We start from the raw sequence: 23,503 nt of genomic DNA on the forward strand, positions 1-23,503 counted from the left end.
AAGAGGCGAGATATGACGATTAAGAAACACCCAAACTTATGAAAGGAAAATAGCGTGCCTTATCTCGTCGAGTTTCATAACAGAGCAGGTTTCGCCTCAAGCTTCAGGGTCGAATGGGACGGCGGCGAATGCCCTCCCGATAGAACCGAGATGACCACCGCCGGTGGCGTTGCGAAGGTCAACCTTCGTGAGCAAAATGTTCCCGAGGGCGCCTCCTGCTGGGCGAGAGCCTACGTTCAGGGCGGGCCAAACCACGACTCGGGCGACAACTTCACCTACAGAAGCGCCGATACTTCTGTCGCGTCTTACTCAATCACCGGCACCACGCTCAACTCCTCCTTCGAGTTGGACATCAACGACTGAGCACGCAGCTCCGTCACGATGGGTGACGGGGCGTTTGCTGCGTCGCCTCCGGACCACCGACCGGCAGGCGTTGATGAGGCTGCTTAAGGGGCTTGCTTAAAACGCTGACAAAAAAAAGCCCCATGAGCACGTGGCTCAACGGGGCTTTTTGCTGCCTGTACCATTTCTGTTGCACCCGCTATGCACGAGCACTCAACGACAACAACAGAAACGGCTGGAGGTCTTTGTTTATATGGTGTCCCAGGGCCGGTTCGAACGGCCAACCTTCCCCTTAGGAGGGTCAAACAAAGCCCAATGGATACGGGCCTAAGCCCGCAGTTACTGGGGTCTAGCGTGTGGTTGTGTATTCCAAAACTGGCTGGTACTGTGCATTCTGCTGGTAGCCTGCTGGTACGGACATGAAAGCCAAGATCACTCAGAAACTCATCAACAGCCTCCAGCCCCAGGAGAAGCATTATCGTGTCTTCGATACGGACCAGCCAGGCCTGTTTATCAGGGTGCAGCCGAGCGGGCACATGGCGTATATGGTTTCCTGGGCACGCAACCGCGAGCGGTCCCTGGGCCGCGTTGGCACCCTGACGCTCGCCCAAGCCAGAACAGAGGTCGCCCGCTACCTGGCGGACGCGCACGAACACGGCGAACCGCTGGCGGTCACTCAGAACCGCCGCAACGCGAACACCCCTACCCTGCGCGAATTCCTCGACGACACCTATTTGCCGTGGTTCAAGGCCCACCACAAGGGCTACGACAAAACGCTGCACACCCTGGACAACAACTTTTCCTCGATCATGGCCCGCCGGCTCAACGAAATAGCCGGGCGCGACCTCGAGCTGGTACGCACCTCCTGGCTCACCGGCGGGAACAAACCGGCGACCGCAAATCGCAAGATGGGGACCATCAGCGGCGTATTCAGTCGCGCGGCTGAGTGGGGGCTGATCAGCGAACACCCGCTGGATCGTCTGAAACAGCTCAAGGTCGATTCAAAGGGCCAGGTACGGTATCTGTCGACGGATGAGGCTGAGCGCCTGCGCGGCGCCCTGGACGCTCGCCAGGAACAGATGCGCGTAGAGAGGGACAGCGCCAACAAGTGGCGCCAGGAACGCGATCGGCAGCCGCTGGAGGATCTGCGCGCGGTTACGTTCACCGATCACCTAAAGCCGATGATCCTGCTGGCGCTGAACACTGGCGTTCGCCGCGGGGAGCTGTTCAGCCTCAAGTGGTCGGATGTGAACTTAGCCACCAAGACGATCACCGTGGTGGGCGCCACCGCCAAGACCAGCGAAACGCGACACATACCCGCCAACAAAGAAGCCCTTGCCACGCTGCAGGAATGGCAAAAACAGGGCGATGGCGTGGGCTACGTGTTCGCCGGCCAGGGCGGCGGGCGTATGGAGGACGTGAAAAGCGCCTGGCTCAAGCTACTTGAGCGCGCCGAGATCCAGGGCTTTCGCTGGCACGATATGCGCCACGACTTCGCTTCACGCCTGGTGATGGCGGGCGTGCCGCTCAACACCGTGCGCGACCTGCTGGGCCACTCGGACATCAAGATGACCCTTCGTTACGCTCACCTGGCGCCGGGGACTAAAGCAGCGGCTGTAGAACTAATCGGGTGACTACACAAGCATTATTTTTTCTGGGTACCGACCGTTATCTAGAGCGTAATCCACCGCATCGTTTAGTGCCTGCCAGTTACGTCGCAAAGCAATCAGATCAAGAGGCTGATTGAACTTGCAGTACTCTTTCATCACTTCCGCAATTAGATCTTCGTGGCCGATATTTAAAGAGAAATAGTTCGGTACTTCGCCGAAAAGTTGCGGCTGGTCGGCAGCCAGGTCGAGTAGAGCAATCTCCCTCTGGGTCAATGTTCTCGGCAGCAAAACTGCTGTCCGCATAAGTCGGGTCGGTGCATCAATTGAATAAATAAGTGTCATAAGCTCGAAGAAACATATTTCCTCGAATCTTCCATTGTTCTCAATCGTAGCCGTTCCTAAATATCCGACATCCACCGGCGTCCTGTCGAACAATTCACCCAGTGCCTTTTCAACCTCGGTTGTTAAAGATCGCTCTTCCAGCCGCGAAAGCAACTCCAAGCCGAACTTCAAGTTAGGCGATATGCGCAACGATAGAGTTTCAGCTTTGGCTCTGTTGGGGGCGGGCTTTGCCATTTGAGTTCTCAGTGGTGACGTATGGAGGTGGGTGGAGGATGTCACAGCGTCCATATTTGTCAACGTGTCTCGCCACGTGTCGATACGTGTAAGAAAAATGTGGACACGCGATTTTAGTGTCAGTTATGGTGGCCACATCTGGCAATACACCATCGCCAGCAGGAGAGAATCGTGGACCAGAACGCAACCAAAACAGAAACCCCGCAAGCGCCAATCCTGGTGGTTGGGCCTGATGAGGCCGCCAAGATGACGGCGCATAGTCGCAGCGGAATTTACAAGGCCATTGCCGCTGGCGAACTCCTGTCATTCAAGGCGGGTAAGCGCCGGATGATCTTGGTTCGCGAGCTGGAGATCTGGATTAACCGAGTGGCAAGGGAGAACGCAAGATGAGCAGATTAGCGTCATTGCTGAGCAATCAGTTGACAAGCGAGCTTATGGAGGATTCCGCCGTGTTCATTACGACCGTATCCAGGTTGGTGGTAGATGACTTAGTGGCACAGGAGGGCGAGGGGGAGAACAGGCCCTTAGATGGATTCCGTATTGACGGACTTATGCGAGGCTTGTCGATTGTTGCTGATGCACTCTCCCGCCGAGGGGCTTGGCTCAAAAGCGAAGTGCAGTTAGAGGGTGAAACTCTGGAGGCGTTGGCGCGCCCCCAGGGTAAAGCAGCATTGGATAGCACCAAAGCGAGGAAACAATCGTGACAGAACTTCATAACGCTGACAATCACTGTACGAAAGCACAGGCAATGCGTCTTGCTGGCGCCCTTCGGAAAGGGCCAGTGTCGACAATCGACGCGGCCCAGACTCTCGATATCGTTCACCCGCCTTCGTCCGTTCGATGGCTGCGCAACCACGGGTATTCAATCAAAACGGAATGGATCTACAAGACCACCGAGCCAGGCCGCCGGCCGCATCGGGTTGGTCTGTACGTTCTGGCCAGCGAGCCATCCTGATTTGAATAGTGCCAAGGGCTTCCACCGCTGGTGGAAGTCTCGCGGCCAGCCTGTGAGCTGAGTAATGGCCAGAGTCAAAAAACACAAGGTCGACTTCGGCGGCGGGCGGGTGCTCGCCCTGCCCTACCGACTGCTTGTGCATCCAGCCTTCGACAACCTGTCGCCCAAAGCGATAGCCGTGCTCATCAAGCTGGGCAGGAACTACAACGGCCGCAACAACGGCGATCTGTCCTGCACAACGTCGACCATGGCAAAGGGCAAGGGGATGGACGCCAAGACGCTCGCGTCAGCACTTGCAGAGCTGATAGAGGCCGGCCTGATCGTTCGCACTAGGGAAAACCAGAAGGGAGGGCGCGAGCACGGAAGAGCGCGTTGTGCACTTTACGCGATCACCTGGGCGGCCATAGACGATTGCCCTGGGAAAGACCTCGAAGTCGGGCCAGGACCGCCGACCTTCAAGTTCGTCTGATTTCGAATTCTCCGGTGGGATTTTTTCCGCTTGGTAGTGGGAAAAAATCCCAGTCATCACCGGTTAATCGTCCCGTTGCGTCCGGTTGTGATGGGCGCATAGAGGGGTACTGGGAAAAAATCCCACTACCACTCAATGAAACCGGGGCCTCCAGAGGGGGGGTGTAAACGGAAAAAATCCCACCCTTATTAAATTACCACCACCGGGGTTTATTACATGGCACCACAAACCTACAAACAGATGCGCTGCAGCCATGGTTATGCAGGCCAGTGCAAGCGTGCAGGGGGCTACCACTTCCTTGTGGTTGAGTGGCTTCCCTGGACATTGATCGGTATGTGCCGACCGTGTGCAGAAGAGGTGCGAAAGGATCTGATCTATCACGCTGAGAGAGCGCCGTTTAAGCGCGTCGAGAGCAATCCTGAAGTGATGACGTTGGGTAGCTCAGTTGTGAGCCAGATACGGGGTGCAGATCCTGCGGGGGTAGATGCATCCAAAGTTGGACACATCTCGGTGCTGGCGCTGGGTAACGGACAAGTAACGATCGCACCGTTACTTCCCTGTTAGTCCGTGGGCGCGGGTGTCCTCAGAACTGAGGCCCCCTAATTGTGAGCCTGGATCACTTTTACGGATCGCTCGTAAAACCTTGGGTGTCGTGCCTGGAAACGATACCCCGGCTTTAACGTTAACAACCCGTTAGAGCACCGTTAAGCAGCCGGGAGATGCACTCGGATGTGAGCACATCTGCTCACACCTCGGCAGGTGGGTTTTCCTCAAGTTGAGGGAATTGGTGATGGAGCAGATTTGCGCCATTGCTGCATTGACCCGCTTTTGATGGGCGTGCAAGCGCTTATCGCTACAGGCCACGGGGCGTATGGCGTGCAGGCGAGGCCATGATCCACCAGCTGCGAGGACTAGAAAGTTAGATCGGAAGGCGTTTTGAGCAGATCCCGAACAGACGGGCGCTAGATTCCAAGATTCACAGATTCCGCTACAGGCCACGGGGTGCGGCGCCTGCACCCCGCATCCACAAATTGTGTTTATGGAGGTTTGAAGCCATTGCCGAGCCATTACACAAAATCTATGACATTGCGCTGAAAGCCACGACCACTAGGGCTCGCAGCGTTTGACCGAAAGAACCATACGCGAGGTTTGAGATGACACAGAACGACTACAGCCGCCCAGCGCGTGCGCCCTTCCCCAGGGCGCTCGCTGCCCGGATTGCGCTCAAGGCTTCGATCATGGCGGGAAGGTTTGAAGACCAAGCCATTCGCTCGATGGTGCGAGACGCACAGCGCGCCCTGGACAGAGGCGTTCGAGAGGACGTGATAGCCACCGAGATGGCGTTGCCCAGCGCAGAAAACAGAAAAGCAAGGGGAAACCAGTCCGGACCAGAAGAATGAGAGCGATTCCCATCTATCGGGAGGGGGAGGGTCGAAAGTCTGGGCCCCATGGTAGCTAGACCGTCCCCTTGGCCTTTTTCATGCACCCGCGAAATTAAAAATTCAGGATCCCCACATGAAACGAGATATTCCCAGCCTTAGGGCGCTTGAACGGCACCTCCGATCGGCTGGAGTGCCCAGGTCACTCGCCGTGCAATTCACTGGACTTGTCCCAGACCATGTTGTTCGCCGCCTTCTGCCGTGGCGGCTCCGCTTTATGCTTGCGTTAAAGAGCTGGGCGGTTAGAATTGGCTTGTCGGTGAGGCCAACTGCCACCGACGCGACAACTTTGAAATCATCGACGGCGCGAGGCTGTGCGATGACAGATGAGGCCAGTTCCGGAGCGAGTCCGGCGGGACGCGAAAGCAAGCATCAGCGCAAGAATCACGCACCCAGCGTGGACAACGCGCGTCCCCCATTCCGGAAATAAAGGCCATCATCATGATTAACGCTTTGAGCAATAACGCCCGCCGTGAGCTGAAAACCAAAAGCGGCGGCGATCAAATCGAGGACCTGATCCTCAAAGAGCTCCAGTCCCGCGACGTTGAAATCAAGAATTTCAGCGAGAACGCTGTAAAAGAAATCACCGCCCTTAAAGACCGCCTGCAAGACCTGGAACAGAAGGGTCAGCGCCGTGGCAGCACCGTTACGGCGGGTGGCGATGACGCGGTTGGCAAGATGGCCGAGGAGTTCACCAAGTCGGGCCAATTCGCCGCAATGAAGTCTGGCGGGCCGACAACTGGCCGCGTCACCGTCGATAGCGTAAGCATCAAGGCACTGACCAACGCGGGCCAGGGCGTAACGGGCTCCACCAGCTACTACGCCACCGCCCAGCGCCAGCCAGGGTTGCATAATGACCCGCGCCGTGACCTCTCCTTGCTGGACTACCTTCCGTCGCTGCCGGCGACCTCGAGCACCTTTGAGTATATGCAGCTCAAAGACTATGTGAACAATGCTACCGAGCAGGAGGAGGAAGGCCAGCAGAAGGCGGAAAGCAAGATCGACGCGGAGCTGGAAACCGCCAATATCGCCACCGTCGCGCACTGGACCAGAGCGTCGAAGCAGGTGCTGGACGACACCCCGGCCCTGGGCCAGCAGATAGGCAACCTTCTGGACTATGGCTTGCTGGAGAAGCTGGAAGCCCGCTTGATCTCAGGCCCTGGTGGTAAGGGCAAGATTAAAGGCTTGCTGGGTTACGCCGTACCGCACACTGTCGTCGGCACTCTCCTGCCCGTAGATGCAATCGGCCAGGCAGTTACCGCCATGAAGACTAGCGGCTGGCAAGCGCGCCTGATCATCATGAATCCGAACGACTGGTTCAATATCTCCAGCGAGCGCGATGCTGACGGCCAATACGTGCTGGGCTCTCCGCGCGATCCGGCGCCGCCAGTTCTGTGGGGCGTGCCACTGATCACGTCCGGTTCGATGCCGGCGGGCACCGTGCTTCTCCTGGACACATCCCAAGTCGCGATGCTCGACCGCGAACAGCCGACGCTGATGCTAAGTCGCGAAGACGGCAACAACTTCACCAGCAATATGGTCACCCTGCTGGCAGAGCTGCGCGCCGGGCTGGCGGTCTTCTCCACCGGTGCAGTGCGGTCGGTCAACATCACTCCACCCGCCGGCGGCTAATTAAGCCGGCTATGCGTTAAGGCTCGCCCGACAATTCGGCGCGGGCCTTTTTCGTTTCAGATTTTAAGGATCGGGTGAAACCATGGCTGACACTGATATCCAAGGAATGCTGGTTCGCATTGAAGCGACGACACAACAGCTACGTGGCGAACTGAGCCGCGCAGACCGCGCCGTCGCCGGCGCAAGTAGTAAAATTGACGGCAACTTGGGAGTCGTGGATCGAGCCTTCGACCGAATGGGTATTTCTGCCCAGCAGGCCGGTAAGATCGTGGGCACCGCCGTCGCCGGGTTGGTGACTGGCACAGCCGCAGCGGGCGCCGCCTCTCTGGCGATGCTCAAGCAGACCGCCGAGGCCACGGCAGAGACGCAGCGCTGGGCCAAGTCGCTGGGCATGAACACACGGTCACTCCAGGAATGGCAGTACGCCGCCGAGCGCGCGGGCCTGTCCGGCGACAACATGGCCGATATTTTCAAGGACATAGGTGACAAGATCGGTGACGTGCTGATCACCAACGGCGGCGAAGCGGTAGACGCGCTCAACAAGCTGGGGTTGTCGGCCAAGGCCCTGGCCACCCTCTCGCCAGATCAGCAACTGTTGGCGATCGCCAAGGGCCTGGAGAACGTCGGCACCCAGGCAGAAAAGATCAACATCCTGGAGAGCCTCGGCAACGACCTGTCGCGGATGCTGCCGCTGCTGGACAACAACGCCGAAGGGTTCCGCAAGCTGGCCAAGCAGGCCGGTGACTACGGCATCGCGATGGATCAGAAACAGATCGACGCCCTGACCAAGACCTATGACCTGCTGAAGGACATGGAAGACCAAGCTCGTGGACTGAAAAACGAGTTCGCCGCCGGCCTGGCCAGCGTTGATATCAGTCCCTTGCAAGACTCGATGGACTCGCTACACGCCATCGTCACCGACCCCGAGTTCCAGCAGGGTATGACCGACCTGGCGGCTATGGTGCTCAAGATAACGGGGGCCGCCGCCCAGGGCATAGCCCGCCTGCCGGCGGATGTACAGAGCCTGATCAACCAGTACCAGGTGCTCAAGGCTTCGGCGTTCGGCTCCGACAAGGACCGCCACCTAGCCGGCGTTGCCAAGCAACAGGAACTGGTCGACAACCTGGCCGCGTACAACAACGCCTCCGGCCCGATGGGCAAGTTCGCGACCGATCCGTCGCTGTACGTTGGTGACGCGCTGCTGAACAAGGACTGGAAAGCCGCCCAGCGTGACGCCGAGGCGAAGCTGGATCAGTACAAGCGCTATACCAAGCAAATGGGATGGGATGCCGGCAAGTCGGACGCCCCAGAGGCGCCGGCGACCACGCTGCCAACCACCAGCATTACCGGCCTACTCGGCAAGAACGGCCCGGATAAGGCCGCCGAGGCCGCGCAGAAGACGCTAGACAATGCATTCAAGACAACCGAGGAAGGCTACAAGCGCCAGATTGCGCTCATCAACACCACGGGCGACAAACAGAAAGACGCCACGGAAGTGATGAAGCTTTCCTTCGAGCTGCAGGAGGGGAAACTTGGCAACCTGAGCGAAGCGCGCAAGAAAGAGCTCATGGGGATGGCCACCGAGCTGGACAGGCTCAAAGAGATCCAGAAGGCCAACGAAGACGCGCTCAAGCTGTCGGCGTTCAAGAGTGCCCAGGATGTTGGAACTCAGACCATTAAGGACGGCTTCAATCAGGAACTGTCCGGGATCGGGATGGGCGACAAGGCCCGCGACCGGATGCGCGCCGACCTGGCACTGCAACAGAAATACGCGACTGATGTGGCCAACCTCAACGAGCAGCTCCAGGCCAAGAACATCAGCGACGAGATGTACGCCAGCCAGACGGCGGTCCTCAAGGCCGCTCTCGATGAGCGCATCGGCTACCAGCACCAGTATTACGCAATGCTCGATGAGGCCCAGGCCAACTGGATGAACGGGGTGAACGAGGCCTGGGCCAACTACGCCGCCGCCGGCCGCGACTACTCCACCCAGGCGGCGGACATCACAAATACAGCCTTGCAAGAAGGCACCAGCGGACTTGGGACATTCTTCTCGGACGTGGCCAGCAACGCCGAGGACGCGGATGACGCGCTCGGCGACATGGTGGGCAATTTCGCCAAGTCGATGCTGAACGCGCTGAGTGATATGGCTGCCCAATGGCTGATCTATCAAGGCGTGCAACTGCTGGTAGGCAAGACCACACAGGCAAGCGCCGCCGGCACCCTCGGCGCCAATGCGCAAGCCATGTCCCTGACGGCTGGCCTCAATGCCTACGCCGCCACCGCCGGCATTCCAATCATTGGCCCGGCCGCAGCGCCAGCTGCGATGGCCACTGCCATGGCAGTAACCGGACCCCTGGCCTCGGCGGTCGGCATGACCGCGCTGGCGGGTATGGCTCACGATGGTATCGATTCGGTACCGAAGGACGGCACTTGGTTCCTTCAAGAGGGCGAGCGCGTGACGACCGCCCAGACAAGCGCCAAGCTCGACGCCATGTTGTCCAGGATCGACAGCGGCCTGAACAATGCCCAGCCGTATGCGCAGATCGGCGCGGGCAGCCTTGAGGCCAACAGCAACGGCAGGCCGGCAATGATTGGCGCGGGCGAAGGCACGGGAGGGGCGGCGCCGGTTCAGCCGATATTCAATATGCAGGTAACAGTCCAGGCGCAGCCAGGCGCATCAGAGGCTGACACCAAGCGCACAAGCGAATCAGCTACCGCCGCCATGGAGCAGATGGTAGTGCGTGTGATTGACCGGGAGACCCGCCAAGGCGGCGTCCTGTGGAGGCGATAATGGACGTTCAAACGAGAGTGGCGCTTGCTGATCAATTGGCGGCGCTGATCAGAAAAGCACTCGCGCCCGAGCTCTGCACGGGCGCCGGCAAGCAAATGCGGGAACGAAACGCAGAGATGTTGTGCCTTATGGCGCGCGTCACCGCTGCAACGCTGCATGAAGGCCCGGCAGATACCGAACTGCTATTTCGAATGCGGAGGTATGAGGCAGTGATGGGCCAGTGGGCGGATGATGCGTCGGCGGCGCTGCAGGTGGTCAAGTAGCTGGCGCTGGTAGCCTGCTGGTATGGGCCTCTGCTGCTGGCGTAGAAAACCGTGCAGAAGCCCATTTTATATGGTGTCCCAGGGCCGGTTCGAACGGCCAACCTTCCCCTTAGGAGGGGGATGCTCTATCCAATTGAGCTACTGGGACAAATGTCAGCCATCAGGCCTAAGGCGCGGCGACGGACGGCGTGCATGTTAACGGCCGAGGTGGGTTTTGTCATGTCGTCCGTAGGCTTTTTGAGTGTAGGCCGATCCTTGTTCAGAGAATGTCGGTTTCGTCCCGCAACCACGGGCCCCTGAGCGCTATCGTGCAAAATGCACTCCCCCAAAATGCCATCATTGCAAATTGCAACCTATCGAGCCTCTGAAGTAGACTCAACCCGTTGATTTTATTGGAATAATAGATTGGCACGGGACCTGCAATACTTCTCCTACAAGCCCCATTCAGCCACGGCGTTAAGCGGAGAACATGACCATGAACAGTGCCCTTCTGTTAGCCCTCAACACCATCGCCCTGGCTGTACTGGTGATGTTCCATTTTCAGTCGACTGGCAGCAACGATCCAGCCCAGCTCAGCCAGGCAGTGCCGCACCATCTGCAACAACGCCCGCAACTGGCGGTGATGACGCCCAACGCCCAATCACCGGTACGCCTGACCCAAGGCACCCAGGCCGCACCCGCATCTGAACATTGGGTTTTCTGAGGAAATCGCTCGTGACCAAATCCGCCTGGCTATTTTTAAGCCTGACTATTCTCGCAGGCATCCTGGGCCTGAATACCCATTCGCAAGATGGACAAACTACCGCGTTTGTTGCCGCTGGCGTGTTTGCAAGCCTCCTCCTGCTGTCGCTCATCGTCGGCCGCAAAATCAAATTCGACCCGGTTTTACGCTGACCCCACCTCCTCCCCCTCGTTCGACCTTACGTCGCCCCGCCCTAGTAAATCAGCAAATTGCCACTAGTCTTAAAGGTGAGGGCAAAATGCCACTTTGCGATAGGATGTGCGGCCTCAACCCCTGAGCAGCCTTGGAATTACGGGAAGTTCCGTTCAAGAATGGCTCATTGGAAAGTTTTCAAACCAGTCCGCAAAAATGCAAATGAATGCTGGCATTAAGCCTTTAGGCAGTTCAATATTTGTCACAGAATTGACGCCAAGGAAATGTCAAATCTGAGGCATGATGCGGCCTCTTTGCAATTCGGGTTGAACTTTGGTCGTGAGCCTTGTCTTAACACTCATCTTGCGGCCAATTCCAAAAACCGCTCCCCTGAACTAACCGGTTAAATATATGCGCCCATTGAAACAGGCAATTTATTCCAGCCGTACGGCTGACAAGTTCGTCGTACGTCTGCCAGACGGAATGCGGGAACGCATTGCCGAGGTGGCTCGCAATCATCACCGCAGCATGAACTCCGAAATCATCGCGCGCCTGGAACAGAGCCTTATTCAGGAAGGTGCGTTGGGTGAAGAGTTGAGCATGCGCCTGGACAGCCCCGAGCTGTCACTGCACGAACGCGAACTGCTGCAGCGTTTTCGTCAGCTCTCCCACCGCCAGCAAAATGCCCTCGTCTCGCTTATTGCGCACGACGTTGAGGCGGCCGCAGAAGCCAATTGATCTGCAACTGAAAGCCGAAGCCAGCCATGTGCTGGCTTTTTTTTGCCTGCGATTTGGGAAAGGAAGGTAAGGAATAGCCAGCAAAGCGGGAGCAGATCTGCTCCCGCAGGAATGGATCAGAGCAGGAAGATGGTCGCCAACCCCAGGAAGATGAAAAACCCACCACTGTCGGTCATGGCCGTAATCATCACACTGGCGCCCATGGCCGGGTCACGCCCAAGACGAGCCAGGGTCATGGGGATCAGCACCCCCATCAGCGCAGCCAACAGCAAGTTAAGGGTCATGGCAGCCGTCATCACGACACCCAGCGACCAGCTGCCATACAGCAAGTAGGCCACCACACCGATCACGCCACCCCATACCAGGCCGTTAATCAGGCCCACAGCCAACTCTTTGCGCAGCAGGCGCGAAGAATTGGCGGTACTCACCTGGTCCAACGCCATCGCGCGCACGATCATGGTGATGGTCTGATTACCGGAGTTGCCGCCGATACCGGCCACAATTGGCATCAGCGCCGCCAGGGCCACCAGCTTCTCGATAGAGCCTTCGAACAGCCCGATCACGCGCGAGGCAATGAAGGCTGTGATCAGGTTGATTGCCAGCCAGGCCCAACGGTTATGCAGAGAACGCCAGACCGAGGCAAATATGTCTTCCTCTTCACGCAAACCCGCCATGTTGAGGACTTCGGTTTCACTCTCTTCACGAATCAGGTCGACCATTTCATCGATGGTCAAACGGCCTATCAACTTACCGTTTTTGTCGACCACCGGTGCCGAGATCAAGTCATAGCGCTCAAACGCTTGCGCAGCCTCGTAGGCGTCTTCATCCGGGTGAAAACTCACCGTATCGCTGGCCATCAAATCCGCAACTTTCTTGTCGGGATCATTTACCAGCAGGCGCTTGATCGGCAGCACGCCCTTGAGAATGCCTTCGTAGTCGACCACAAATAATTTGTCAGTATGGCCAGGCAGCTCTTTGAGGCGACGCAGATAACGCAGTACCACTTCCAGGCTGACATCTTCGCGGATGGTGACCATCTCGAAGTCCATCAGCGCACCGACCTGGTCCTCGTCATAGGACAGCGCAGAGCGCACGCGCTCGCGTTGCTGACTGTCGAGCGCTTCCATCAGCTCATGGACAACATCACGAGGCAGCTCAGGGGCGAGGTCAGCCAGTTCGTCGGCGTCCATCTCCTTGGCGGCGGCCAGGAGCTCATGATCGTCCATGTCGGCGATCAGGGTTTCACGGACCGAGTCGGATACTTCAAGGAGGATGTCGCCGTCACGGTCAGCCTTGACCAACTGCCAGAGGGTCAGTCGATCATCCAACGGCAAGGCTTCAAGGATATAGGCGACGTCGGCGGAGTGCAGGTCATCGAGTTTGCGCTGCAACTCGACGAGGTTTTGCCGGTGAACCAGGTTTTCAACGCGGTCGTGGTGCGGACCTTCCTGGCGGTGCGTGAGGTCTTCGACCACGCGCTGACGCTGCAGCAGCTCGATGACTTGAGCCAGGCGATCCTGCAGGCTGTCTTGTGTTTTCTTTACTTCTACTTCGGTCATAGGCGAACTCCACTCCCAGCAGCGGGGCACGCCGGAAGGATCAATCAGTCAATTCATGATTGGTAAAGCGGGGTACTGAGTAACTACTGGGTAAGTCCATGGAGGTATTCCACAAGCCCCGGCGGGGCTGACGGGCGCAATGATACACGCTGCGCACGCTTTTAACGTTAAAAAACTGGAAATTACAAGCGCTTGCGAGCCAAAGCTAAGCATCGGCTGGATTTATGAACTGCGACGACACAGCTCGAAGGGAAAACACATGGAACGCAAGAAAAGATGAAGCCCAGGATCAATCCTACACAAACCCCAGACGGCAAAAAGCCCGCACTAGGCGGGCTTTTTGTTTGTATGGTGCACTCGACAGGATTCGAACCTGTGACCGCTCGGTTCGTAGCCGAGTACTCTATCCAGCTGAGCTACGAGTGCAGATTGTGTTTTTAGACCAGATCACAACTGGTTGGAGCCGAGTCACCCGCATTGCTGCAATTGACTCTTAAATGGTGCACTCGACAGGATTCGAACCTGTGACCGCTCGGTTCGTAGCCGAGTACTCTATCCAGCTGAGCTACGAGTGCATTTGTTGCCGCGCATTATAGGCCGTTCAATCTCTATGTAAAGCTATTTTTTCGAGTATTTTCAACAACTTACCGAAAAAACCAGATTGCAACGTACTAAGCAAATAATGGCGGAGAACGGGGGATTCGAACCCCCGACACCCTTTTGAGGTGTACTCCCTTAGCAGGGGAGCGCCTTCGGCCACTCGGCCAGCTCTCCGCAACACGGGGCGTATATTAACCACGTTCATCCCCGTTTGCAAACATAAAAAACGATAAAAATTAAAGGCTTGGTTCTTCGTCCTTCTCTTTCTTGATCCGCAGGTAGATTTCCTCGCGGTGGACAGCTACCTCTTTCGGAGCGTTAACCCCGATACGTACTTGATTGCCTTTGACGCCGAGCACGGTCACGGTGATTTCGCCATCACCGATAATCAGGCTTTCTGCGCACCGACGAGTCAGAATCAGCATAGCTTTCACCTCACGCATTTCAGTTCAGGAACAACAGTCTGCAAAAAAAAGGCGTTCGACCTACAACCTGATGGCCATAGCCCTAACGACCTAAGTATTGTCGAGCGCACGCAAAAGACCATGCGCTCCACAAAAAATGAAAGGCGCGGTATACCGCGCCTTCCTGGTATCGCCTCACTCGCCCGGTCGGGCCGGAGCGTCCAGCTCAAAAGCGGTATGCAACGCGCGCACAGCCAGCTCCAGGTACTTCTCTTCGATCACCACCGAGACTTTGATTTCCGAGGTGGAGATCATCTGGATGTTGATGCTTTCCTTGGCCAGCGCCCCGAACATACGGCTGGCAACACCGGCATGGGAACGCATGCCGACACCCACGATCGACACCTTGGCAATCTTGATATCCCCGATCACTTCACGCGCGCCAATCTGGCTCGCGGTGTTCTCCAGGATCTTATGGGCCGCATCGTACTCGTTGCGGTGCACGGTGAAGGTGAAATCGGTGGTGTTATCGTGCGAAACGTTCTGCACGATCATGTCGACTTCAACATTCGCGTCGCTGATAGGCCCGAGAATCTTGAAAGCCACGCCCGGGGTGTCTGGCACGCCACGGATCGTCAGCTTGGCTTCATCGCGGTTGAAAGCGATGCCGGAAATGATCGGCTGTTCCATGGATTCCTCTTCATCAATAGTAATGAGGGTGCCCGGACCCTCTTTGAAGCTGTGCAATACGCGCAGCGGAACGTTGTACTTGCCGGCGAACTCCACCGCGCGGATCTGCAACACCTTGGACCCGAGGCTGGCCATTTCCAGCATCTCTTCAAAGGTGATCTTGTCCAGACGCTGGGCCACGGACACCACACGCGGGTCGGTGGTGTACACACCGTCCACATCGGTATAGATCTGGCATTCATCCGCCTTGAGAGCCGCTGCCAGCGCCACGCCGGTAGTGTCCGAACCACCACGACCGAGGGTGGTGATGTTGCCCTGCTCATCCACACCCTGGAAGCCCGCTACAACTACCACGCGCCCGGCTTTCAGATCTGTGCGGATTTTCTGATCGTCGATCTGCAGGATGCGCGCCTTGGTATGCGCACTGTCGGTCAGGATGCGTACCTGGCTGCCAGTGTAGGACACGGCCGGCACACCACGCTTGTTCAGCGCCATGGCCAGCAATGCGATGGTCACCTGCTCGCCGGTGGACACAATCACATCCAACTCACGCGGCAGTGGCTGTTGATCACCACTGATTGCCTTGGCCAGTTCGATCAGGCGATTGGTCTCGCCGCTCATGGCCGACAGCACCACCACCAGGTCGTCGCCGGCATCGCGGAATTTCTTAACCTTGTCGGCGACCTGCTCGATTCTTTCGACAGAGCCGACCGAGGTGCCTCCAAATTTCTGTACGATCAAAGCCATTTCTAAGCCGCCTCAGCCCGTAAAGGGGCGCCCAATAAACAATCTTCCAGCAACCGAACAAGCCCATGACTAGACCATGGGCCGGTTAACAGCGCCTTAAATGCCAGCCTCGACGAACGGCACGGTCAGAGCCAGGGCCGCGTCCAGGGCACCGGCGTCTACACCACCGCCTTGCGCCATGTCCGGACGACCACCGCCCTTCCCGCCCACTGCCGCGGCGGCTTGCTTCATCAAATCACCGGCCTTGAGTTGGCCAGTCAGGTCCTTGGTTACACCGGCAACCAGAACGACCTTTTCCTCATGGACACCGCCGAGCAGGATCACTGCGCGGCCGAGCTTGTTCTTCAACTGATCGACCAAGGCCAACAGCGCCTTGCCATCCTGACCGTCCAGGCGCACCGCGAGGACTTTCACACCTTTGACGTCCAGAGCCGCAGCCGACAGATCGTCGCCTGCCGCGCTGGCCGCCTTGGCCTGCAACTGCTCCAGCTGTTTCTCCAGCGCACGGTTGCGCTCCAGAACGGCCGACAGTTTGTCGATCAGGTTGTCGCGGCTGCCCTTGACCAGGCCGGCCGCTTCCTTGAGTTGTTCTTCAGCCGCATTGAGGTAGGCCAGGGCCGCAGCGCCGGTCACCGCCTCAATACGACGCACGCCGGACGCCACACCGCCTTCGCTGAGGATTTTCAGCAGGCCGATGTCGCCGGTGCGGCTGGCGTGGATACCGCCACACAGCTCCACGGAGAAGCTGCCGCCCATGCTCAGTACGCGCACATCGTCGCCGTACTTCTCGCCAAACAGCGCCATGGCGCCTTTTTTCTTGGCGGTCTCGATATCGGTTTCTTCGGTTTCCACCGGCGTGTTCTTGCGAATTTCAGCGTTGACGATGTCTTCCAGCGCCTTGATCTGCTCAGGCTTGATCGCTTCAAAGTGGCTGAAGTCAAAACGCAGGCGCTGGCTATCGACCAACGACCCCTTCTGCTGCACATGCTCACCCAGTACCTGACGCAGCGCGGCGTGCAGCAAGTGAGTGGCCGAATGGTTCAGAGCGGTTGCATGCCGTACGTCGGCATCGACCTGCGTATCGACCGGCGCACCGACCGTCAAGTTACCGAGTACCAGCACGCCGTGATGCAGGAATGCACCGCCGGTCTTGGTGGTATCGCGCACTTCAAAACGACCCGACGTCGAACTCAGGAAACCACAATCACCCACCTGGCCACCGGACTCGGCGTAGAACGGCGTCTGGTCAAGCACCACCACCGCTGCCTCGCCTTCATTCAACACGTCGACCGACTTACCGTCTTTATACAGGGCAACGATCTTGGCCGAACCCACAGTTGCCTGGTAGCCGATGAACTCGGTGGGCACATCGACCTTGACCAAGGTGTTGTAGTCCAGGCCAAAGGAGCTGGCGGAACGGGCACGTACACGCTGGGCCTCCATCTCACGCTCAAAACCGGCCTCATCGACGGTCAGCTCCCGCTCACGGGCGATGTCGGCGGTCAGGTCCATCGGGAAACCGTAGGTGTCATACAGCTTGAACACCACGTCGCCCGGCACCACGGTGCCTTTGAGCTCGGCCAGGTCCTGCTCCAGAATCTTCAAGCCGTGCTCCAGGGTCTTGGAGAACTGCTCTTCTTCAGCCTTGAGCACGCGCTCGATGTTGGCCTGCTGCTGCTTGAGTTCCGGGAAGGCATCGCCCATCTCGGCCACCAGCGCGGCAACGATTTTGTAGAAGAAGCTACCGGTCGCACCCAGCTTGTTACCGTGGCGGCAGGCGCGACGGATGATACGGCGCAACACGTAACCGCGACCTTCGTTCGACGGCAGTACACCGTCAGCGATCAGGAAGCTGCAGGAACGGATATGGTCCGACACGACCTTGAGCGAAGACTGGTTGTCGTTGGCGCAACCAATGGCTGCGGCCGAAGCGCTCAGCAGGTTGGTGAACAGGTCGATTTCGTAGTTGGAGTGAACGTGCTGCATCACCGCACTGATCCGCTCAAGGCCCATGCCGGTGTCAACCGACGGCGCCGGCAGCGGGTGCAACACGCCATCGGCGGTGCGGTTGAACTGCATGAACACGTTGTTCCAGATTTCAATGTAACGGTCGCCATCTTCTTCCGGCGAGCCGGGTGGGCCGCCCCAGATGTCGGCGCCGTGATCGTAGAAAATCTCGGTGCAGGGGCCGCACGGGCCGGTATCGCCCATGGTCCAGAAGTTGTCGGATGCGTAGGGCGCGCCCTTGTTATCGCCGATGCGGATCATGCGCTCGACCGGTACGCCGACTTCTTTGGTCCAGATGTCATACGCTTCGTCGTCCGTCGCGTAGACGGTGACCCACAGCTTTTCCTTCGGCAGCTTCAACACGCCGGTCAGGAAGGTCCAAGCGAACGTAATCGCGTCTTTCTTGAAATAGTCGCCGAAGCTGAAGTTACCCAGCATCTCGAAAAAAGTGTGGTGACGAGCGGTGTAGCCGACGTTTTCCAGGTCGCTGTTCTTGCCGCCGGCGCGTACGCACTTCTGGCTGCTGGTCGCGCGGGTATAAGCGCGCTTTTCCTGGCCCAGGAAGCAGTCCTTGAACTGGTTCATCCCCGCGTTAGTGAACAGCAGGGTTGGGTCGTTGCCTGGGATCAAGGAGCTGGAGGCTACACGGGTGTGACCTTGCTCTTCGAAGAAGCGAAGGAAGGCTTCACGGATTTCTGCGCTTTTCATTAGGTTCTTCCACGGAGTCTGAGGCCAAAGGCCAGTGCGCAACATCATCAGACGGAGCGACGGCAAAGGGCCGCATTATATCGGCCCTTTGCCAGTGGTACAGCGTGTTTATGTGATAGAAACAGTCAATTAGACGGTCTGCACTGTCATTTTCGGGAAAACTCGACAAATGTCTGCACGACCTGCTCGATCTGCGCCCGGCTGACGTCCAGATGAGTGACCATGCGCAGGCGCGGCGCGGCGCTCAACTTGATCCCGCGCTCGGCAGCAAACGCCTTCAAGGCCTGAGCCTGGTCACCGATCTGCACGTACACCATGTTGGTCTGAACCGGCTCCACCGCGTAACCGGCCTGGCGCAACGCATCCCCCAGCCATTGGGCATTGGCGTGGTCATCGGCCAGGCGCTGCACCTGATGATCCAGCGCATACAGCCCCGCTGCCGCCAGGGAACCGGCCTGACGCATACCGCCGCCGACCATCTTGCGCAAGCGGCGCGCCTTGGCGATCAAGGCCGTGGAGCCGCACAACACCGAACCCACCGGCGCACCCAGGCCTTTGGACAGGCACACCGACACGGAATCGAAATGCTGGGCAATCTCCCGCGCCGGCACGCCAAGCTTGACCGCCGCGTTATAAATACGCGCGCCATCCAGATGCAGCGCAAGGCCGTGTGCCTGCGTGAACGCACGCGCCTTCGCCAGGTACTCCAGCGGCAGCACCTTGCCCTGCATGGTGTTTTCCAGCGCCAGCAGGCGGGTACGCGCGAAATGGAAGTCATCGGGTTTGATCGCCGCCAACACCTGGTCCAGGTCAAGACAGCCGTCTGCCTGCACCTCCAGCGGCTGCGGCTGGATCGAACCGAGGACGGCCGCGCCGCCGCCTTCATATTTGTAGGTATGGGCTTGTTGCCCGACGATGTATTCCTCGCCGCGCTCACAGTGGGCCATCAACGCCAGCAAGTTGCTCATGGTGCCGGTGGGCACGAACAACGCCGCCTCGAAGCCCAGGCGCTCGGCCAACTCGGCCTCCAAATGGTTGACGCTGGGGTCTTCGCCGTAGACATCGTCGCCGCTGACGGCAGTGGCCATCGCGTCGAGCATGCCGGGGGTGGGTTGGGTCACGGTGTCGCTACGCAGGTCGATCACAGACATGAAACAAGCCTCTAACGGGTGTGTAAGTTCCTTTTATGGCTGATTACTGCGGGTAAAGCCACGGAATATCAAGCCCCCATCAGCTTCAATCGAATACCAACCAAACAAACCGATATAGGTTATCGATAAGGCGATCGTGCAGTTTTTGAAAAACCATGTTAAAAACTCTCCGCCGCCAGGGTTCTGGCGGCAACGTTCTCAGGGCGGGGTGTAATTCCCCACCGGCGGTAATTGCACGCAACGTGCATAGCCCGCGAGCGCTTGGCGCCTTGAACTGCTCACGCAGGTCGGCGGCAAGGTCAGCAGACCCGGTGTGATCCCGGGGCCGACGGTCATAGTCCGGATGAAGAGAGAACGGGATTGGCACCTAAGGGCCGCGCGCCGTATTCATGCTTGCATGACGCGGCTGTTCGTACCCTTAAATCCCATTCGATTCATAACGCCCTGTTTTTTTCTTAAACAGGAGTCAGAACATGCAACCCACCGCAATCGACAGCAAAAGCAAAAACCACCACGGCGAGCGCGTCGCGTTTATCCAGGCCTGCTGGCACAAGGATATTGTCGACCAATCCCGTAAAGGCTTCCTCGCCGAAATGATCGCCCAGGGCTACCAGGAATCGGACATCGATTTCTTCGAAGTCGGCGGCGCCTTTGAAATGCCCCTGCACGCCAAGCTGCTGGCCAAGACCGGCCGTTACGCCGGTATCGTTGCCGCCGCGCTGGTGGTGGACGGCGGCATCTACCGTCACGAATTCGTTGCCCAGTCCGTCGTCAGCGGCCTGATGCAGGTTCAGCTGGAAACCGAAGTGCCGGTGTTCTCGGTGTCCCTGACCCCGCACCATTTCCACGCCGGCAGCGAACACCACACGTTCTTCTACGAGCACTTCGTGCACAAGGGCCAGGAAGCTGCGCGCACCTGCGCCGACACCCTGCACAAGGTCCGCGCGATCCGTCGCAGTGAGCCACGGGCCGTAGCCGTTTAAGCAACACCGCAAACTAATGTGGGAGGGGCTTGTGTGGGAGTCGGGCTTGCCCGCGATGCAGTCACCTCGGTGTGTCAGCCACACCGCGGTGATGCTATCGCAGGCAAGCCAGCTCCCACACAAGCCCGCTCCCAGCTGTAGCTCCGGTTAAGCCTGAAGATTTACGCCAACCCGGCATCCGTGGTCGGCACGATCAATATCCCCGCGCGCAAACCATTCTTCACCTTCGGGTTCGGGAAGATGATGCGGGCGCCCTCCTCCTCGATTACCCAACGGGTCTTGGCCACGTCTTCGGCCAGCAGATACCCCTTCGCCAACGGCGAAAAGTTTTCCACGTCCGCCGGTAAATGCAGCAGGAATGCATCGCTGTGCTTGATGACTTCCCGGGACACGGCAAACAGCTGCAAGCCATCCAGGCTCTCGCTCTCGGGCTCGGTGCCCTCGATGATCTGCTTGAGCCGGGTTTCCAGGCGGGACACATCCACGCCCTGGTTATGCCCGAACGGCCGCGCCTTGCCCAGTTCCAGCGTGAAGGCTTCGGCCTCCAACTGCTCGTAGGTAAACGCCGTAAAGGTGATGGAGGTCTTGCTCTGCAGCAGCACAGCCTGCATGCCGGCAGCGCACAGACGCGCCAGTTCGTGGCGCGAATGGCGTCGCCCGTCTTTCCACGGGTACAGCGCAAACTGCTCGATCTTCGAACCGCGAATGGCGGTGTGCAGGTCGTAATGCAGGCGCGAACGGCCGGGCAGGCTGAAAAAGGTGCGGGCCAGTTGCTCAAGCTCGGCGGCGCGCATGGCCTCCGGGCCGATGTTTTGTTCATGACGGCCGTTGAACAGCCGGTTGACGTCCAATTCCAGGTAACGCTCGCCGCGGCGCATGGCCTCGGGGTTACCGAACAGGAACAGAATACGGGCGCGGGGTTTGATCTCCCCACGGGCGATGCCATGCAACAGGCGGTCGAGCAGTTCGATCGGCGCCGTTTCGTTGCCATGGATGCCGGATGACAGCAGCACGTCGCTGCCGTTGTCCAAGGCCTGCGGCGGGCGCACTTCAAGTGCGCCCTCGCTGAGCCAGCGCATCTGCACGCCGTCGACAGTCAGTTGAATTTTTTGCGCCGGTTCACGACCGGCGAGGGTCAGTTCAAGCAATTTGCCGAGGGCGAGCATAAGCAGCTTCCTTAGTGGTTGCAGCCTGGGCCGTGGACGTGATCGTCGTCGTCACCTTCGACGTCGGCCGGTTCCATTTCCAGTTGCAGGCTCATCAGGTTGGTCGCCAATGGGCGCATCAGCAGGTTGGCGTACTCGGCGTCGCCTTCTTCCACATCCACACCGATCAACAGTTGGCCACGGCCATCGTGCTGGATCCAGATTTCCTTGCCCTGCCACACCACGGCGACGCGGGTGCAGGAAGTTTCCAGCTGGGTGCCGTCGGTGTCTTCAAGGATCAGTTTCAGGGTGTCGGTGGTCATAAAATAGTTCTCAGCCCTAGGGTGTAAAAAGAGGTGCGTTAATTGATCTGGAAAGGGTAAACCGAGCCCAGTTTAAGGATTTGCGTCAGTTCATCCAGTGCCGTCCGGCACTCAAGCAGCAACTGCGGGTCAGCCAGGTCGGTTTCACGCAGGCTGTCGCGGTAGTGCTTGTCGACCCATTGGGTCAGCGTGTCGTACAACGGCGCCGTCATGATAACGCCTGGATTCACCGCCGCCAGTTCCGTTTCGTTCAACGCCACACGCAAGCGCAGGCACGCCGGGCCACCGCCGTTCTGCATGCTTTGCTTGAGGTCGAAGACGTTTACTTCGCGGATCAGCCCACCGGACGCCGTCAGGCCTTGCAGGTATTGCCAGACGCGCTCGTTGGCGCGGCACTCTTCCGGCACGATCAGCAGCATCGAGCCGTCGGCGCGGGTCAGCAACTGGCTGTTGAACAGGTAGGACCGCACTGCATCTTCGACACTGACTTGAGCGCGCGGTACGCACACCGACTGGAAGTTGCCGCCCAGTTTGCCCAACTTGCCGTGCAACTCGGCGAGCATCTGCTCGGTGTTGAGGAAGGCGTCCTCGTGATAGAACAGCACCTCGCCGTTGCCCACCGCAATCACGTCGTTGTGGAACACACCGGCATCGATCACTGACGGGTTCTGCTGCGCGTAGACCACGCCGTCGTCCTTCAAGCCGTGCAAGCGCGCGACGGCCTGGGAGGCTTCAAGGGTCTGGCGCGCCGGGTATTTCTGCGGGGCCGGGTAACGGGTGTCGAACGCACTGCGGCCAAACACGAAGAACTCGACACCGGCTTCGCCATAGTCACGGCAGAAACGCGTGTGGTTGGCCGCGCCTTCGTCGCCGAACTGCGCCACCGCCGGCAACGCAGCGTGGTGGGCAAAGTGCTTCTGGTCGGCGAACATCGCCCCCAGCACGCGGCTGGTGGTCGGGTGTTCGATGCTGCGGTGGTATTTGCAGTTGAGGTTGGCGGCGGTGAAATGCACGCGGCCATCTGCCGTATCGGCGCTCGGGCTGACGGTGGCGGCGTTGGCCACCCACATGCTCGATGCCGAGCAACTGGCAACCAGCAGCGGCATGGCGTGCTTGGCTGCCTGCTGGATCACCTGAGCGTCGGTGCCGCTGAAACCGAGGTTACGCAAGGCGCCCACGTCAGGTCGTTCCTGCGGCGCGAGCACGCCTTGCACAAAGCCCATGTCCATCAGGGCTTTCATTTTTTGCAGGCCCTGCAACGCCGCTTCCTTGGGGTTCGAAGACTGCTGGCTGTTGCTCTGGGACGCGACGTTGCCGTAGGACAAACCGCCGTAGTTATGGGTCGGCCCCACTAGACCGTCAAAATTGACTTCATAGGATTTCATCGGCGAGGCTCCACGAACATCTGTTTTTATAGGCATCTGGTGCAGATCTATAGCTGTAAACCCATTCAACTGTGGGAGCTGGCGTGCCTGCGATCCAGGCGACTCGGTC

The 23,503-nt window shown here is 58.7% G+C and carries 22 protein-coding genes, 4 tRNA genes and 1 riboswitch; of the genes, 13 read left to right on the forward strand and 13 right to left on the reverse strand.

Features of this window, described 5'->3' with window-relative positions; genetic code table 11:
• Window positions 1–54: 54 nt before the first annotated feature.
• Complete coding sequence (locus A7D21_RS24620) at window positions 55–363, forward strand: hypothetical protein (protein WP_053257591.1); 309 nt, start codon at window positions 55–57, stop codon at window positions 361–363.
• Window positions 364–761: 398 nt separating this feature from the next.
• Window positions 762–1,976 carry a site-specific integrase gene (locus A7D21_RS24625; protein WP_069552884.1) on the forward strand — a complete coding sequence of 405 codons (1,215 nt, stop codon included), beginning with the start codon at window positions 762–764 and terminating at the stop codon, window positions 1,974–1,976.
• On the opposite strand, the gene A7D21_RS24630 is transcribed toward A7D21_RS24625, so the two are convergent.
• Window positions 1,977–2,528, reverse strand: a complete 552-nt coding sequence (locus tag A7D21_RS24630) for a hypothetical protein (protein WP_069552885.1) — start codon at window positions 2,526–2,528, stop codon at window positions 1,977–1,979.
• Window positions 2,529–2,699: 171 nt separating this feature from the next.
• Between A7D21_RS24630 and A7D21_RS24635 the strand changes: the two genes are divergently transcribed.
• From A7D21_RS24635 to A7D21_RS24665, 7 genes are all read left to right on the forward strand, one after another.
• Window positions 2,700–2,918, forward strand: coding sequence for a helix-turn-helix domain-containing protein (locus A7D21_RS24635; protein WP_256556277.1), 219 nt, complete (start codon window positions 2,700–2,702; stop codon window positions 2,916–2,918).
• Window positions 2,915–3,232 carry a hypothetical protein gene (locus tag A7D21_RS24640; RefSeq protein ID WP_069552886.1) on the forward strand — a complete coding sequence of 106 codons (318 nt, stop codon included), beginning with the start codon at window positions 2,915–2,917 and terminating at the stop codon, window positions 3,230–3,232. Before A7D21_RS24635 ends, A7D21_RS24640 begins: the two co-directional genes overlap by 4 nt.
• A gap of 44 nt (window positions 3,233–3,276) precedes the next feature.
• A complete protein-coding gene (locus A7D21_RS34645) occupies window positions 3,277–3,483 on the forward strand; it encodes a helix-turn-helix domain-containing protein (protein WP_083272231.1) in 207 nt (68 codons plus the stop codon).
• Window positions 3,484–3,547: 64 nt separating this feature from the next.
• The gene (locus tag A7D21_RS24645) at window positions 3,548–3,952 is read left to right on the forward strand and encodes a helix-turn-helix domain-containing protein (protein ID WP_069552887.1); all 405 of its coding nucleotides are present in this window, start codon (window positions 3,548–3,550) and stop codon (window positions 3,950–3,952) included.
• A gap of 1,880 nt (window positions 3,953–5,832) precedes the next feature.
• Entirely contained in the window at window positions 5,833–7,023 is a 1,191-nt protein-coding gene (locus A7D21_RS24655) for a phage major capsid protein (protein WP_069552889.1), read from the forward strand.
• Between the two features lie 82 nt (window positions 7,024–7,105).
• Window positions 7,106–9,817, forward strand: coding sequence for a phage tail tape measure C-terminal domain-containing protein (locus A7D21_RS24660; RefSeq protein ID WP_069552890.1), 2,712 nt, complete (start codon window positions 7,106–7,108; stop codon window positions 9,815–9,817).
• Window positions 9,817–10,080 (forward strand): hypothetical protein, encoded by a 264-nt coding sequence (locus A7D21_RS24665; protein WP_069552891.1) that lies wholly within the window; start codon window positions 9,817–9,819, stop codon window positions 10,078–10,080. Before A7D21_RS24660 ends, A7D21_RS24665 begins: the two co-directional genes overlap by 1 nt.
• A gap of 71 nt (window positions 10,081–10,151) precedes the next feature.
• Here the strand turns inward: A7D21_RS24665 and A7D21_RS24670 are convergent.
• Window positions 10,152–10,228 (reverse strand) — tRNA-Arg (locus A7D21_RS24670).
• A gap of 327 nt (window positions 10,229–10,555) precedes the next feature.
• On the opposite strand from A7D21_RS24670, the gene A7D21_RS24675 reads away from it, so the two are divergent.
• From A7D21_RS24675 to A7D21_RS24685, 3 genes are all read left to right on the forward strand, one after another.
• Complete coding sequence (locus tag A7D21_RS24675) at window positions 10,556–10,783, forward strand: hypothetical protein (RefSeq protein WP_053257607.1); 228 nt, start codon at window positions 10,556–10,558, stop codon at window positions 10,781–10,783.
• Between the two features lie 11 nt (window positions 10,784–10,794).
• On the forward strand, window positions 10,795–10,974 hold the full coding sequence (locus A7D21_RS24680) for a PA3371 family protein (protein WP_069552892.1): 180 nt from the start codon (window positions 10,795–10,797) through the stop codon (window positions 10,972–10,974).
• Window positions 10,975–11,365: 391 nt separating this feature from the next.
• Entirely contained in the window at window positions 11,366–11,692 is a 327-nt protein-coding gene (locus A7D21_RS24685) for an Arc family DNA-binding protein (RefSeq protein ID WP_003193592.1), read from the forward strand.
• A gap of 116 nt (window positions 11,693–11,808) precedes the next feature.
• Here the strand turns inward: A7D21_RS24685 and mgtE are convergent, their stop codons facing one another.
• The 8 genes from mgtE to ltaE all read right to left on the reverse strand — a co-directional run bounded on the left by mgtE (window position 11,809) and on the right by ltaE (window position 19,558).
• Entirely contained in the window at window positions 11,809–13,251 is a 1,443-nt protein-coding gene (gene mgtE, locus A7D21_RS24690; RefSeq protein ID WP_053257609.1) for a magnesium transporter, read from the reverse strand.
• Between the two features lie 349 nt (window positions 13,252–13,600).
• Window positions 13,601–13,677 (reverse strand) — tRNA-Arg (locus A7D21_RS24695).
• Between the two features lie 72 nt (window positions 13,678–13,749).
• Window positions 13,750–13,826: transfer RNA gene (locus A7D21_RS24700), tRNA-Arg, on the reverse strand.
• 108 nt (window positions 13,827–13,934) lie between these two features.
• A tRNA-Ser gene (locus tag A7D21_RS24705) sits at window positions 13,935–14,025 on the reverse strand.
• A 62-nt stretch (window positions 14,026–14,087) separates the two neighbouring features.
• Window positions 14,088–14,276 carry a carbon storage regulator CsrA gene (gene csrA / locus A7D21_RS24710; RefSeq protein ID WP_003175645.1) on the reverse strand — a complete coding sequence of 63 codons (189 nt, stop codon included), beginning with the start codon at window positions 14,274–14,276 and terminating at the stop codon, window positions 14,088–14,090.
• Between the two features lie 174 nt (window positions 14,277–14,450).
• Complete coding sequence (locus tag A7D21_RS24715) at window positions 14,451–15,692, reverse strand: aspartate kinase (protein ID WP_053257610.1); 1,242 nt, start codon at window positions 15,690–15,692, stop codon at window positions 14,451–14,453.
• A gap of 96 nt (window positions 15,693–15,788) precedes the next feature.
• Window positions 15,789–18,407, reverse strand: coding sequence for an alanine--tRNA ligase (gene alaS, locus A7D21_RS24720; RefSeq protein ID WP_053257611.1), 2,619 nt, complete (start codon window positions 18,405–18,407; stop codon window positions 15,789–15,791).
• Window positions 18,408–18,553: 146 nt separating this feature from the next.
• Window positions 18,554–19,558: a low-specificity L-threonine aldolase gene (gene ltaE / locus A7D21_RS24725; protein ID WP_053257612.1), complete on the reverse strand. Its 1,005-nt coding sequence runs from the start codon at window positions 19,556–19,558 to the stop codon at window positions 18,554–18,556.
• A 190-nt stretch (window positions 19,559–19,748) separates the two neighbouring features.
• Window positions 19,749–19,918: riboswitch (FMN riboswitch) on the forward strand.
• Between the two features lie 113 nt (window positions 19,919–20,031).
• On the opposite strand from ltaE, the gene A7D21_RS24730 reads away from it, so the two are divergent.
• Window positions 20,032–20,541, forward strand: coding sequence for a 6,7-dimethyl-8-ribityllumazine synthase (locus A7D21_RS24730; RefSeq protein WP_003233516.1), 510 nt, complete (start codon window positions 20,032–20,034; stop codon window positions 20,539–20,541).
• 161 nt (window positions 20,542–20,702) lie between these two features.
• Here the strand turns inward: A7D21_RS24730 and astE are convergent, their stop codons facing one another.
• From astE to astB, 3 genes are read right to left on the reverse strand one after another with little or no spacing between them, the layout of a single operon-like run.
• Window positions 20,703–21,707 (reverse strand): succinylglutamate desuccinylase, encoded by a 1,005-nt coding sequence (gene astE / locus A7D21_RS24735; protein WP_069552893.1) that lies wholly within the window; start codon window positions 21,705–21,707, stop codon window positions 20,703–20,705.
• 11 nt (window positions 21,708–21,718) lie between these two features.
• Complete coding sequence (locus A7D21_RS24740; protein WP_003214319.1) at window positions 21,719–22,009, reverse strand: hypothetical protein; 291 nt, start codon at window positions 22,007–22,009, stop codon at window positions 21,719–21,721.
• A gap of 38 nt (window positions 22,010–22,047) precedes the next feature.
• Window positions 22,048–23,394, reverse strand: coding sequence for an N-succinylarginine dihydrolase (gene astB, locus A7D21_RS24745; RefSeq protein WP_069552894.1), 1,347 nt, complete (start codon window positions 23,392–23,394; stop codon window positions 22,048–22,050).
• Between the last annotated feature and the right edge of the window lie 109 nt (window positions 23,395–23,503).

The sequence above is a fragment of the Pseudomonas sp. AP19 genome (assembly GCF_001728855.1).
Taxonomy (GTDB): Bacteria; Pseudomonadota; Gammaproteobacteria; order Pseudomonadales; family Pseudomonadaceae; genus Aquipseudomonas; species Aquipseudomonas fluorescens.

What these genes read in the sequence shown, in the direction of transcription:
- A7D21_RS24625 (WP_069552884.1), top strand. Translation starts at nt 762, where the DNA reads ATGAAAGCCAAGATCACTCAGAAACTCATCAACAGCCTCCAGCCCCAG.
- A7D21_RS24630 (WP_069552885.1), bottom strand. Translation starts at nt 2,528, where the DNA reads ATGGCAAAGCCCGCCCCCAACAGAGCCAAAGCTGAAACTCTATCGTTG.
- A7D21_RS24640 (WP_069552886.1), top strand. Translation starts at nt 2,915, where the DNA reads ATGAGCAGATTAGCGTCATTGCTGAGCAATCAGTTGACAAGCGAGCTT.
- A7D21_RS34645 (WP_083272231.1), top strand. Translation starts at nt 3,277, where the DNA reads ATGCGTCTTGCTGGCGCCCTTCGGAAAGGGCCAGTGTCGACAATCGAC.
- A7D21_RS24645 (WP_069552887.1), top strand. Translation starts at nt 3,548, where the DNA reads ATGGCCAGAGTCAAAAAACACAAGGTCGACTTCGGCGGCGGGCGGGTG.
- A7D21_RS24655 (WP_069552889.1), top strand. Translation starts at nt 5,833, where the DNA reads ATGATTAACGCTTTGAGCAATAACGCCCGCCGTGAGCTGAAAACCAAA.
- A7D21_RS24660 (WP_069552890.1), top strand. Translation starts at nt 7,106, where the DNA reads ATGGCTGACACTGATATCCAAGGAATGCTGGTTCGCATTGAAGCGACG.
- A7D21_RS24665 (WP_069552891.1), top strand. Translation starts at nt 9,817, where the DNA reads ATGGACGTTCAAACGAGAGTGGCGCTTGCTGATCAATTGGCGGCGCTG.
- A7D21_RS24675 (WP_053257607.1), top strand. Translation starts at nt 10,556, where the DNA reads ATGAACAGTGCCCTTCTGTTAGCCCTCAACACCATCGCCCTGGCTGTA.
- A7D21_RS24685 (WP_003193592.1), top strand. Translation starts at nt 11,366, where the DNA reads ATGCGCCCATTGAAACAGGCAATTTATTCCAGCCGTACGGCTGACAAG.
- mgtE (WP_053257609.1), bottom strand. Translation starts at nt 13,251, where the DNA reads ATGACCGAAGTAGAAGTAAAGAAAACACAAGACAGCCTGCAGGATCGC.
- csrA (WP_003175645.1), bottom strand. Translation starts at nt 14,276, where the DNA reads ATGCTGATTCTGACTCGTCGGTGCGCAGAAAGCCTGATTATCGGTGAT.
- A7D21_RS24715 (WP_053257610.1), bottom strand. Translation starts at nt 15,692, where the DNA reads ATGGCTTTGATCGTACAGAAATTTGGAGGCACCTCGGTCGGCTCTGTC.
- alaS (WP_053257611.1), bottom strand. Translation starts at nt 18,407, where the DNA reads ATGAAAAGCGCAGAAATCCGTGAAGCCTTCCTTCGCTTCTTCGAAGAG.
- ltaE (WP_053257612.1), bottom strand. Translation starts at nt 19,558, where the DNA reads ATGTCTGTGATCGACCTGCGTAGCGACACCGTGACCCAACCCACCCCC.
- A7D21_RS24730 (WP_003233516.1), top strand. Translation starts at nt 20,032, where the DNA reads ATGCAACCCACCGCAATCGACAGCAAAAGCAAAAACCACCACGGCGAG.
- astE (WP_069552893.1), bottom strand. Translation starts at nt 21,707, where the DNA reads ATGCTCGCCCTCGGCAAATTGCTTGAACTGACCCTCGCCGGTCGTGAA.
- A7D21_RS24740 (WP_003214319.1), bottom strand. Translation starts at nt 22,009, where the DNA reads ATGACCACCGACACCCTGAAACTGATCCTTGAAGACACCGACGGCACC.
- astB (WP_069552894.1), bottom strand. Translation starts at nt 23,394, where the DNA reads ATGAAATCCTATGAAGTCAATTTTGACGGTCTAGTGGGGCCGACCCAT.